Origin of the sequence: Neobacillus sp. (assembly GCF_031988165.1) — a bacterium.
Taxonomy (GTDB): domain Bacteria; phylum Bacillota; class Bacilli; order Bacillales; family Cytobacillaceae; genus Neobacillus; species Neobacillus rhizosphaerae.
The window spans coordinates 1-11,420 of the sequence record NZ_DALZYO010000071.1; the positions used below are offsets into that span (position 1 = coordinate 1).

Annotated in this window: 13 protein-coding genes; 12 read left to right on the top strand and 1 reads right to left on the bottom strand. The window is 38.1% G+C overall.

Translation table 11 applies throughout. The features are described 5' to 3' along the window. Positions 1–172 precede the first annotated feature (172 nt). Positions 173–673: a helix-turn-helix domain-containing protein gene (locus tag RTR43_RS24735; protein ID WP_073982110.1), complete on the bottom strand. Its 501-nt coding sequence runs from the start codon at positions 671–673 to the stop codon at positions 173–175. A 591-nt stretch (positions 674–1,264) separates the two neighbouring features. Between RTR43_RS24735 and RTR43_RS24740 the strand changes: the two genes are divergently transcribed. From RTR43_RS24740 to RTR43_RS24795, 12 genes are all read left to right on the top strand, one after another. Next, positions 1,265–1,783 (top strand): hypothetical protein, encoded by a 519-nt coding sequence (locus tag RTR43_RS24740; protein ID WP_073982109.1) that lies wholly within the window; start codon positions 1,265–1,267, stop codon positions 1,781–1,783. 391 nt (positions 1,784–2,174) lie between these two features. Beyond that, positions 2,175–3,344 (top strand): hypothetical protein, encoded by a 1,170-nt coding sequence (locus RTR43_RS24745; RefSeq protein WP_073982108.1) that lies wholly within the window; start codon positions 2,175–2,177, stop codon positions 3,342–3,344. Between the two features lie 78 nt (positions 3,345–3,422). Next, positions 3,423–3,707: a DUF5052 family protein gene (locus RTR43_RS24750; RefSeq protein ID WP_073982107.1), complete on the top strand. Its 285-nt coding sequence runs from the start codon at positions 3,423–3,425 to the stop codon at positions 3,705–3,707. Between the two features lie 71 nt (positions 3,708–3,778). Then, positions 3,779–4,525, top strand: coding sequence for a hypothetical protein (locus RTR43_RS24755; RefSeq protein WP_312476525.1), 747 nt, complete (start codon positions 3,779–3,781; stop codon positions 4,523–4,525). A 154-nt stretch (positions 4,526–4,679) separates the two neighbouring features. Then, a complete protein-coding gene (locus RTR43_RS24760) occupies positions 4,680–6,098 on the top strand; it encodes a MucBP domain-containing protein (RefSeq protein ID WP_312476526.1) in 1,419 nt (472 codons plus the stop codon). Positions 6,099–6,276: 178 nt separating this feature from the next. Then, positions 6,277–6,984: a hypothetical protein gene (locus RTR43_RS24765; protein WP_312476529.1), complete on the top strand. Its 708-nt coding sequence runs from the start codon at positions 6,277–6,279 to the stop codon at positions 6,982–6,984. 245 nt (positions 6,985–7,229) lie between these two features. Next, the gene (locus tag RTR43_RS24770; RefSeq protein WP_082188811.1) at positions 7,230–7,727 is read left to right on the top strand and encodes a hypothetical protein; all 498 of its coding nucleotides are present in this window, start codon (positions 7,230–7,232) and stop codon (positions 7,725–7,727) included. 90 nt (positions 7,728–7,817) lie between these two features. Beyond that, on the top strand, positions 7,818–8,219 hold the full coding sequence (locus RTR43_RS24775; protein WP_032858753.1) for a hypothetical protein: 402 nt from the start codon (positions 7,818–7,820) through the stop codon (positions 8,217–8,219). Further along, entirely contained in the window at positions 8,212–9,450 is a 1,239-nt protein-coding gene (locus RTR43_RS24780; protein ID WP_073982104.1) for a CpaF/VirB11 family protein, read from the top strand. Before RTR43_RS24775 ends, RTR43_RS24780 begins: the two co-directional genes overlap by 8 nt. Then, positions 9,422–10,225 (top strand): hypothetical protein, encoded by an 804-nt coding sequence (locus RTR43_RS24785; protein ID WP_073982103.1) that lies wholly within the window; start codon positions 9,422–9,424, stop codon positions 10,223–10,225. Before RTR43_RS24780 ends, RTR43_RS24785 begins: the two co-directional genes overlap by 29 nt. Continuing rightward, positions 10,222–10,953: a hypothetical protein gene (locus tag RTR43_RS24790; protein WP_073982102.1), complete on the top strand. Its 732-nt coding sequence runs from the start codon at positions 10,222–10,224 to the stop codon at positions 10,951–10,953. Before RTR43_RS24785 ends, RTR43_RS24790 begins: the two co-directional genes overlap by 4 nt. Before the next feature lie 20 nt (positions 10,954–10,973). Continuing rightward, the gene (locus RTR43_RS24795; RefSeq protein ID WP_032858745.1) at positions 10,974–11,336 is read left to right on the top strand and encodes a hypothetical protein; all 363 of its coding nucleotides are present in this window, start codon (positions 10,974–10,976) and stop codon (positions 11,334–11,336) included. The last annotated feature ends 84 nt before the right edge of the window (positions 11,337–11,420 follow it).

The following is an 11,420-nucleotide window of genomic DNA, read 5'->3' on the forward strand; positions in this document are numbered from 1 at the left end:
GGGCAACGTGGCAGTCAGTCGGCGGTGCGAAGCTGGTCGAAAGGTAAAGTCGGCCGATCGGTGCCCGCATGCTTGGCCATTGTCTGCATCGGCGGTGAAGAGCGTAAACAGCATGGATTAGAGAGGCGAAATGTACAGCAATAATGGTTTCTTGGTCAGCAAAAAAGAACAATCACTCTGATTGTTCTTTTTTTGTTTGTAAAGCTTCGTATTTTCTACGTATCTTTAACAATCTTATGTATTTTTCTATGTCACCAATATCCTCTTCCATCAAGCCGGTCAGATCAACGGGCTGCAATATTTTTAATTGTTCGGAAGATTCCTTTAGTAAGCTGATCTGCCTTTGAATAAACTCGATTTCCTTTTCAGACAGCCCTGTTATATCAAAAGAGTGTAATTCCTTTTTTGGTGAAGATTCTTTTGCAGACGCAATTAGCTGCAATAATTCAAGCTTTTCCTCATTAGGGATGGAAAGTGTTTTTGCCAGTTTGTTTAAGATTGCCGGGCTGGGTTGTGTTCTCTTTCCTGATTCCAATTGGGATATATATGACTTTGACAACCCAGCGTCGTTTGCTACTTCTTTTGCTGTTAGACCGAGTGTTTTCCTTCTGTCATATAAATATTTGGCAAGGTTCGGTATTGGTTTTTTCTCTTTTTTATTATCTTTATTCATTGATTTATACACCTCACAATAAGTGACGGGATCTCGAATTTGCTGGAAAAGTCACGTCGTAGTGAATTTTTTTGGTTAATTTCCAGCAAAACACTTTACAGCAATTTGAAAGTTTGCTATCTTGTTTAAGTGAACAGTGAATTAAATTCAAAAAAACAGAATTCATAAGGTCTTTTGTCCTAAATTTGTTCCTGTTTTTTGTGAATATTAACTGTGGTTAACTGAAATGAGATGAGTGGTTAACTGATGTTAGCGGGAGTTAACTGTCAGTAAATTTATGTATACATAACACATCATACACCAATCATAACTTTCACCTCAATCACATCAGTTAATTTTCACTTGTATAACTTTATATGGGCTGTCAACCTATTGGCTGCAACCAGTGTTGATCTAGCTCACATTAAATTTGTTAGTGTGATCTTGCCCCCAATCGTTGTTAATTATAAACGGTGTTTGTCCGTAAAAGTGTTAGTTTTTACGGGTGTTCATCGCTTATTCAATGAATTGGAGCTGTCAGGCTAACCGTCTGGCAGCTTTTTTATGTCTTTAAGTTAATTTTATGGATCATCCAAGGAGGGTTAAAGAAAGTTGAGCAAACTTCAAATTTTAGATAAGCCAATGACTGAACGAGATGTCTGTGATTATGGTGATTCTTTAAGAATGATTGATGGCACCACTTACATTTTAAACGGAAGAGATTGCGTTCATACAATCACTAATATGAAGCGCCCTATATCTCAATGTTATTCGAATATTAAGAATGTTAAAAATAGTGATGGTGAGATCGTTGGTAAACGCATCAGCCCTAATTCAAGGCTCTTATTTACTAACCGTGCTTTTCAACCAATTAGAAAAATGGAGCAAACATATAAGCCTCAAAAGGCACCACGCAGGGGTCAATCGGTTAGAGTTCGTAACACTTCCGGCAGAGCTAAAAAAGTATCGGTTCTTTTAAGTGAAACTGGATATCACAACGCACAAACTTTAAAGACAGACTTGTTGAATTCAGGTGCAAGTCAGGTCAAGCTTTATACAACAAGTAAAGGAATAGCTGTTGTGTGTCACCCCAATTACATATTGGAGCAATTAATAAACAAAGCGAAATGAGGAATGATCAGGATTCACACGTTTGTCAGTGATGGCAAAAAATCAACTAAATATTAGGGAAAGCCCCCCTCCAAAAGTATAACGGCCATGCAATACTTTTGGGTGAACATTTCTTCTTGGCGCGAGTGACGGTTTTCACCGGTCGTAGACGGCAAGTTTGGCTAACATTATCAGATTCGGGTGCAAAACCCGAATACTTGGCTGATATAGAGTTGCGTGAGTAACAACTGCTACAAACTCACGGTTGGGCTGATTTTATTTTCATTGATAAACGTGTGAATCCTGGCATCCAAGGTACACCAGCAAAAGCAAAATTTGCTTTACTCCTATGTTTTCTACAGGAACCATTGTAAAATATGGTTGGAAAAACTAAAAAAGGATGATGGGTGTTATGAAGAAGAAGCTAGTTGGCGGAATCGCTGCAGGTATCGTTCTACTTGGCGGAGCCGGTTCATTTTTATTTAATACGTACCAGGCTAAGGCAGAGGAAAAGCAGGCATATGACAATGCTAAAAGTGCTGTGAGCTCCTTATATGCCTCAAACAAGAACAACTATTTAGCAAAAGGGATTTCTGAAGAAAAGATAAAAACAGCACAGAACCTCATTTCAAAGATAGAAGACTCTGAAGAGAAAAAGTCCCTCGCTAAAAAGGCAAATAACGCGTCGATTATGTACAGCGCTGAAAAATCAGTGCATGAGGATATAGTAGATGGTGTTATTGTTGATGACCTTAACCAATCTATTTTGGATGTATCTGCAGCCAATGTGAAAAAGGTAAAACCGATTAGTGAGGATCTGTATAAAGATTTAACAAAGGAGTTAGATCAGGCTAAAGATCAGCTCGGTCAAATTGAAAAAACCAGAAAGCTCATAGAGAAATCAGATGATAGCTGGAATTCTTTTAAGAAAATCAAGAAAGAAGTTAATAAAGTCTTAAATAAAGATATAAAGGCAGATCTGAATAAATCACTAAAATCAATTGAGAAAAAGTTGAAAGACCGTGAGACTCTTAATCAAAAAGCTGAAAAGCAGCTTCGAGAAATAGAAAAAGAAAAATCAAATGTTACGACTGAATCAAAGGGCAAAAAGGTGACGCAATACAACTCAGAATCAGCTTCAAACAGTTCCTCTACAGTTCATGAATCGCCTTCTGTTACCTCTGACGCCAAGACCGAGACACCAAGCAGTTATGGCAGTTCACATCCAGCAAAAGCACGCTCTAACACTTATTCCAATTCAGGGTCCAGCAGCAATACAACTCGGTCATATACTCCATCGACTTCGGGAGGAAGTAAGAGCAGCGCAAGCACAGGAAGTAATGTGAGAAGTTCACATAAAAGCAATTCCGGCAGTAGTGCTTCTTCAAATGCTGGCAGGAAGTCAACAAGCAGCAGTAACAGCGGGTCATCCTCGTCAACAAAAAGCAGACAGTCACAAAATAATACGATGAAAAATGCAAATGATTTTGTTAATGACTTTAATAATGGCAATTATACTCATTCCGGAAGTGGAAATAACGGAACGGGGAATAATTATGATGTTTACAAAAGAGGGAAATAATCTCGTTTGATGATTGAAACGGACTAACTGATTAGTCCGTTTTTTTATGCTCTAAAATAAAGAAATGGGGATATTGAAATGAAGAGGATTTTGTTAATTCTAACGCTTGTGATTGTGGCATGTTCAGCATTAGCCGGCTGTAGCAGTGAGAGTTGGGATCGCTCCGTAAAAGATCATGAATCAAGTGTTAACGGGCTGAAAAGAACAGCAACAGTATATGATCAGAATGGGAAGGTCATCAAGACGTACAAAGGCAAGTTCGATGTAGAGGTCAATGATTACGGGAATAAAGTAAAGTTCGATATTGATGGGAAGCGTGTCGTGATTAATAACGCGATAGTGATTGTTGAAGAAGATAAATAAGGCTGCTATGGGTCTGGAAAAAGGGAGGTGATGATCTATCAGTTCCTATTTTTTGTTGAAAGGAGAGAACCATGAGTGAAGGAAACGCGATCGATTTAAGTGATGAAGAGGCCAAGCATAGGATATTAAATCGAATTACCAGTGAAGGAATCAGAGTAAGATCGTCCTTTTTAAGGTCTTCCACCGGGCAATATGCGTATTGTTTGGGGGGTGATAAGATACCAACAATCGAAATACCGCAATTCACTGATTTGAGCAGTTTAATCCAGGCATTTTCTTTGGCTCATCATTACGTATACCAAAATAATTCCGAAAAAAAAGGCAGACTACTCAATTCTGGAATGAGCATTACAACGTATTGGAATGAGAAGTTGGCGTGGCGGGAGACTGAACAAATACTGAAGGAGGAAGGAATATTAGTTAATGAGCAGATCAATTGCTCTTTTTTAGAATACAAGAATTTTTGTTTAAATACCTATAAAGAACCAATTGTACAGTCTATCAGTTTTCCGTTTAAGTTTTTGTTCGACAGCGTTCTGCTGCTAATTAAACTATACGGTGGTTTTTATATTCTTTTTGGAATTGCTTTGATTTTTTCCGCGAATTCTATACCGATACCATTTGATGATTCATTGGGGATCGGCTCTTTGAATAAAAGTGACCTTCTTGCTGTCACTTCTGAGGTTGTCTACATTGTGTTGAGTTTGGGGGGGATTTATCAGTTCTTCCTGTGGTGTTACTTTAAGCGTTCAGTTAAACCGGTTCTTTTTTATTTGATGACATTGTTGCTATCAATACTTGCTTCCAAAGTATTTTAGTTGGTCGAAAAATTTATATGGGGTGAAGAGAACAGATGATTATAATTCCGCCATAAGGATTTGTTTCTTTAAGTTTATTTAAGCTTTTGCCATACAGCATATTAAGAAATGGGTGAGCGAAGTGTTTCACATAATTTACAAACGAGTTTTGATAATGTTATCAAGTGCCGCAGCAATTGTCGCAGCGCTTTTTTTTATGCCATTTTTCACGTCATCAGCCAATGCAGCTACAGCTGTCGCTAAGGGGCCGTATTCCTGGAAAGATCCGCATGGTGTAGAACACGAAACAGCTTTTATTAAGATAGGAGACAATATTGTTTTCTGTATTGATCCGGGAAAACCGGCACCTTATGGCGGCCATTCTTACGCCTTACCTAAACGTCAATATGATGATGGTGTCAAGGCCATTTTATACTATGGCTTCGGCGGCGATGGAAACGAAATAGGTAATTCAATGACTGACATGGTTAAAACGTATGTCGCGCTAAATAACTGGCTCGATGGGAAGAGAACGCAAAAAACGTATAGCAACTTAGACTCTGAGGTTTGGGGTCTTATAAAGCATGCCAAGAAAGGGGATGCTCCGAGCTACCAGATTTCATTTAGCAAGAACAGCGTCAATAGCTCCATTGCAGGAAATCAGCAGCAATCGGAAACGATCAAATTAAACGGTAAAGGAACAGCAACCATCAAGATACCATCTCAAGTCACAATCCATGTAAAAGGCGGTAAAACGCAAAAGGGCGGGAAGATTACGCTTCATGACGGCCAGTCTTTTTATTTCACTGCTCCTTTAGATTATGGATCGAATTATGCCACAGGGAATGTGAACGGAGAAATCAATCAGCTCGCTTCCTTGCTGTATTTACCTAGTGCAAATAGTTATCAGCGTTTAATGGGAAGTTCATTTGTAATTGATCCGGTTGTTTCCGCCGGCTTTACAGTTCATTTTGAAAAAAGGCAGAAAAAAATAACCGTCATTCACAAAGATAAGTATGAAGGTACGGTTTTAAAGAAAACAACTGAGTCTGTTAACATCGGCACAAATTACAGCTATTCACCAGAGAAAAGCATTACCAAAGGTAAGAATACGTATGTTCCAGTTAGCTCTGCCAAAAAAACTGGAAAACTCGGAAATAAGGATGTCACTCTCACGTTTGAATATGCATTGCAGAGAAAAATCACAGTGCTGCACAAAGATAACAGAGATGGTTCCCTAATTAAAAAGCAGGAGTATACCAAAAAGAGAGGCGACAAGTACACTTACGCACCGCTGACCAATTTGAAAAAGAAAAAATACAGTTATCGACCAATTTCGACAAAACCCATAACCGGCACTGTAGGTAAAGAGGATATCACAGTGACGATCTATTATGATGTCCCCCTGATCCAAGCCAGTATCAATAAGCTTCAAATTTATACAGCACCGGCCGCGGATGGCTTACCGGTCAAGGCATATTTAACAAAAACCAATGTCTATAAAAAAGATACAAAAGGCATGGAATCAGCCAAAATCAATGTCAGCTTGTATGATGGGAAATCATTATTGAATAAAAAAAACATACACAGCTGATAAGCTCCCGCAAACAGTAAATCTAACAGTTCCGGCTAAAGGGCTGAAGGTCAATACAAACAAGCCGTATACGGTCAAATTAGAGGGATACGACTCAAATGACATAGATGTTCCAGAAAAGGGACAAAAGCTCTCTACGGACGGTTATACGAGCTCTGAGGATGTAATAACGGTTTCGATGAAAGATGTAGCTGAAAAATCAGGTACGGCCAAGCGTGTTGTCATGACTGAAATAACACCGACAACGCCAATGGAAAGCTATTTTGAAACCCTCTCTTTCCAGGGACAGCTGCTTCCAAAACGTAAAACCGGGTACGGGAGCGATCAAAATCTGATCTTCGCATACGACAATATGATTAAAAAGGATGACCCGGATATCAGCTTTAAATTTAATGTGCCAGAGAGCTTAATGGATACGTATCTGGACTATAAAGTGAAAAATCATGTGGCTGCCTTTCCTATGGAAGTTGCCTCATCAGAAAAATCAGTTACTGAGGATCATTTGATTAGAGACATGTCATTTATCTTTCCTCACGTCAATGTTGAAAAGGAGACTGGCAGTTTATTTACTGATACTCAGCTTAAAGCGAAAGACAAGCGTTTAAAAAATGATATCCGAGACGGCGGTAACAGATTTTACACACCAATTTGGGCTGATTTGGGCGGATATGATGTCTCCTATTCTTCAAACAGAGTAGGCATTAATCAGGTAAGCGTGGTAATGAAAGATCAACTGACCCTATATGCGTATATGTATGGCCATATGAATTCAGAAACTATAGATCAGGATGAAATCATGTTGACACCGATCAATGCTGATGATCCTTTTCCAAACGGCAAACCTGAAGGATGGTCACAAAGCGATATTAATTGGTTGAAGAAATAATTTAAATCTTGGAGGGAGAAGCGTGGATAAACCTTGCTTTACTTTTACCACCAGTGATCAGGTTGAGGCTATAACCAAAATTGTTAGACTCATTACCGAGGACAAGGTCATAAGTATTAGCTCCAGGAGAATAAGCTGCCCTCAGTCAAAACAAAAACTACATGAAGGAACTATTGAATATACGATTACGGTCTATAAAGAATAGCTGCCTGGAATCAGGCGCTAATGTTGAGGTGGGAAAAACGATGAAAAAAGAAGATCAATGGACAAGCCTGGCAAGTTTAAATGATGAAGAATTTAACAGTATCATAAATGAACAGAGGAATAAGAATACTGAAGCAGCCAACATTTTTGCTGATTCTTTAATAGCAGCACGTAAAGCGCTGGATGACTTTGATTCAGAGGAAACCCAGACTCTTAAAAAGGAGAAGGGGAATATGAGTGAAAAAAAGGTTAATCGTGTGCTGGTACAAGGATCAGCATCATTTTCTGTGAGCTGTAATGATCTTCAAGCGCTCGTTACACCAGAACAGGCAGCGGATAAAAAGTTTTTGGATAATTTCTTTCAGGATAAAGCGTTTAAGCTAATATATAACGGCAATGGCCAAGAAGAATCGACAATTGAAAGCTCTATTCCAGTTGTTATAAGTGAGGATCTAGCTCAGAAACATACTGGTGAGCTTATTACAGATGAAATGTGGTCAGAGATAATTCAGAAATCAAAAAAGCAGGAAATCGAATGATCATGTAGTTGTAAGAGAGCTGATACCGGCTCTCTTTTTTCATTCATCAAATTATTTTTATTGCAGTAGTGGGAATCGAGGTGAAGCAAATTGAAGGGCTCCATTATGCTGCTAGGTATTGTGTATATAGGTTCTTATCTCCTATTAACCGCAACCTCATATTTCTCAGAAGCATATCGTCATGACTCAATTATCAGCACGATGACGGAGGCTGGTCAGATTACTAGCATCAACAGTATTGATAAAAGTTCACGTGTTCAAGAAGGCCGGGTAGAGGTGACTGAAGAGAGCTTTAAAAAGAAATTCCAATCCCTGTTTGAGCAGAATTGCAATATTAAATTAAAAGGAACTAAGTATGATTATGATTTTTTAAAGACAGCAGAAGGTGGGATAAAAGCTGTTCGTGTAAAAATTACAGATGATCGCAACACAAATTATCAGGTGACTTTTGTGTCAAATATTGTGAGAGATAAGGGGAATCAAAATGATTAGTTCGGAAAACGTTCAAGCTATATTTCGAGATATTCAAAATAAAGATCCAGAACTTGTTTTAGAAGCATTTACCTCACCAGAAGCAAGGGAAGTAATGTGGAAATTGGTCGCGAAAGATCATGCTTTCGTTTTAGATAATGACGAAAAAGTTGACTATGTTATGCAGGAAATGGTGGGTCTGGGTGTTATTGAAACCATCATTAAGAAGCAAGAAACAGTTACTGACATAACCTTTAACGGAAGTGAATTGATTATTGCAAGGAGTGATCTTAGAGATCCTTATCCATATGAAGACCAAGAAATTACCGAGCAGTATATTTTAAAAATCATTCAAAAGTTCGCAAATGCAGTTGAAAAAGAATTCACTCCCAAAGATCCTATTTTGGACGCTTCTTTAGGATATTTGCGAATTAATGCTGTTCATAAATCTGTTTCACCGTATGGGACCACAATGGCGATTCGTGTGTCCAGGCCAAAGCTGGCACTTACTAAGGAGAATTTTTCAGATTTTGCCCCTGAACATATCTACGAATTTTTAGAAGCTGCAATTGGTGCTAAAGCAAATATTGCTATTGCTGGTGAAACTGGTTCAGGTAAAACTGAATTTCAAAAGTTTTTGGTTAGTTTTATACCTTTCAGAGAAAAGATTATTTGGATCGAGGATACGAAGGAGGGGAACCTGAAGGAACTGTTTGGTAAATCAAAAGATATTCTTAGTTGGGTGACGTCTGCTGCAGTAACTATTTCAGATTTTGTAAGAACTGCGTTGCGAAATAATCCAAAGTGGATATGTGTTGCCGAAACGCGGGGAGAAGAAGCATATGAAATGCTTCAGGCTGTTTTAACAAATCATAGCATTATCACTACTTTGCATGCTAATGACGTAATGACGATTCCGCGCAGACTTATCAATATGATGAAATTGGGTTATCAGATAGACGAGAAATCAACCCTTGGTGATATCTATAGGCATATCCATTTAGGAATTCACTTAAAAGCAACAGACGTGAATGGTAAAACGGTAAGATATCTGAGTGAAATTGCAGAATACAATTCAGATGGCACTGTAAACACGGTTTTTAAACAAAGATACAGGGATGGCCGGTTTGAAACAACCGTCGGCGATATAAGCCGCAAATTAAAAGAGCGAATGGCGGAACATCGTGTCAACTATACTGGTTTACCGAAGGGGGAAATAAAGAGTGAAGAAAAAGGTATATACACTAGATGAGCTTAATGCTTATAGAACTGCATATGGAAAACCTATAGAGCGAAAAGAACTATTAATGTCATTGATAAAACCATTTGCCTTGGTTTTTATTTTTTCTTATGCGGTTTTTTATTACTGGTGGCTTAGTTTAATATTGGGTGCTGTAGCGATGTTTTATGGATACCGTGTTTTGATGCCGCAATCAATAAAGCGTGAATATGACGCAAAAGCTTTTTATGAACGGCATGTCTTTATTACAAATCTAACTCAAAATCTTACTAATTCCGACAAGACCATGTTAAAAGCATTAGAAACAGTCACGAACAGGGTAAATGGGGAATTTAAAGAAGATCTTGTTCAGCTGCAGTTATCTCTGCAAGGCGCTTCTAACGATGAAATTCACAATGCATTCCAGCTTTTCAGCGAAAAATATAAGCATGACACTATTTTCGAGTTATATATTGAACAGTTGGCTACAGCTGCTATTGAAGGGCGTACAAATATAGATACGTTAAAAGATATTAAATCTCTTCATAACGAATTGAAACAGGAACAAGACAGATTTCTGCAAAAAAAGAAACAAAGAACCTACGAGTTTAGATTTATTTCTGCAATTTCTTTGTTATTAATTGGTGCAGTCACATTGTCATTTGGCTGGAGTCAGTGGGTTGGCGTATACGCTCATAAGATTATTGGTTGGATCGCACTTTCACTATACCTTTTTCTATTAGGTTTGTTTTTCAACACTTATATTAGAAGATTAGGCGACGACAACTTAATGGAGGTCAAATTATGACTACTGAAATATCGGAACGTAAAAACTTTTGGTTGAAAATCGCGGAAAGTAATTTAGCATCCATTTTAGACAATATGGGATATAACCAAGAATGGCTAATTCGCTTTCAAAAAAAACGGCTGTTGCGGGCTATTATAGCTTTTGCTCTGGGAACTGTTGTAGGTGCTTTAATTAGTACCTGGATTATGTTGATAGGCCCTGTCTTGGCCGTGTTTGTTTGGTCATTAGAATATCGCAGGATTTTGGCTGCTTATAAGAAGTATCAATATCAGAATGAACTTCAGTTCAATAAATTCAGTCGGATGTTAATTCCGTTTTTGCGGGAGACAAATGCCAATCTATACAGCGCCTTAAATAAGATGCTGAAAAGGATGGACGAGGGTCATGTTAAAGATGCTTTAAAGAGGCTTTTAATTGGTATGAATGATCAGCCCAATTCTGAAGAGCCTTTCCGCACTTTTGCTAATGAGGCAAGTGGAACAGACCGAGCAATGCTATTTATGATGACACTCTTTGATTATCAGCAAAGTTCATATGACACATCCATAATTAATGAGTTAGGACAGATGGCCAGTAAGCAATTATTTGATGGAGTCAGGGAAATTGCAGATTATAAATTGAGGAAATTCAGTATGTTTCCAACAAAAATCACAATGGCCAGTTTTATTCCGATTATAGGATATGCTGTTGCGAATTTGATGGACGCAATTTCAAAAATTAATTTGTAAGATGTGAAAGGAGTGTCAGCATGCTTGATGGTGCGGTAATGAGCATTGGGAAGATTTACATTTCCATCTGTATTTTATTAAGTCTTTTCGCTGCATCAGTCTTCTTTATACAGCTGAATCAGGGAAATGAATACAAGCAGTATATTAATTACCAGATTGAAAGAAATGGCGGCCTCACGCCTTCTGCAATGGAAAAACTTCAAGAGTATAACGAAAAACACTACGATAGCCGGTTCACAATTGAAAGCCCAATGATGAGCCAAAAATTAAAGTATGGTGATGAAGTTAATTATACAGTCAAAGGGAATTTCAAAATACTGTATTTTGATCTCCCGATTCAAACTGTCTCAACAAAAGGTTCTGCATTGTCGTTGATTCGATAATACAGAGCCTTTTTATATTGTCTCATTTTAAGGGGGTGAACATTTGTTAGATCAAAACACAGACAGAATGTATTGGGTGATAGG

Bases quoted from the DNA above. Each gene is read 5' to 3' on its own strand.
- RTR43_RS24760 (WP_312476526.1), top strand. From the start codon at position 4,680: ATGTTATCAAGTGCCGCAGCAATTGTCGCAGCGCTTTTTTTTATGCCA.
- RTR43_RS24755 (WP_312476525.1), top strand. From the start codon at position 3,779: ATGAGTGAAGGAAACGCGATCGATTTAAGTGATGAAGAGGCCAAGCAT.
- RTR43_RS24795 (WP_032858745.1), top strand. From the start codon at position 10,974: ATGCTTGATGGTGCGGTAATGAGCATTGGGAAGATTTACATTTCCATC.
- RTR43_RS24780 (WP_073982104.1), top strand. From the start codon at position 8,212: ATGATTAGTTCGGAAAACGTTCAAGCTATATTTCGAGATATTCAAAAT.
- RTR43_RS24750 (WP_073982107.1), top strand. From the start codon at position 3,423: ATGAAGAGGATTTTGTTAATTCTAACGCTTGTGATTGTGGCATGTTCA.
- RTR43_RS24765 (WP_312476529.1), top strand. From the start codon at position 6,277: ATGAAAGATGTAGCTGAAAAATCAGGTACGGCCAAGCGTGTTGTCATG.
- RTR43_RS24745 (WP_073982108.1), top strand. From the start codon at position 2,175: ATGAAGAAGAAGCTAGTTGGCGGAATCGCTGCAGGTATCGTTCTACTT.
- RTR43_RS24770 (WP_082188811.1), top strand. From the start codon at position 7,230: ATGAAAAAAGAAGATCAATGGACAAGCCTGGCAAGTTTAAATGATGAA.
- RTR43_RS24790 (WP_073982102.1), top strand. From the start codon at position 10,222: ATGACTACTGAAATATCGGAACGTAAAAACTTTTGGTTGAAAATCGCG.
- RTR43_RS24735 (WP_073982110.1), bottom strand. From the start codon at position 673: ATGAATAAAGATAATAAAAAAGAGAAAAAACCAATACCGAACCTTGCC.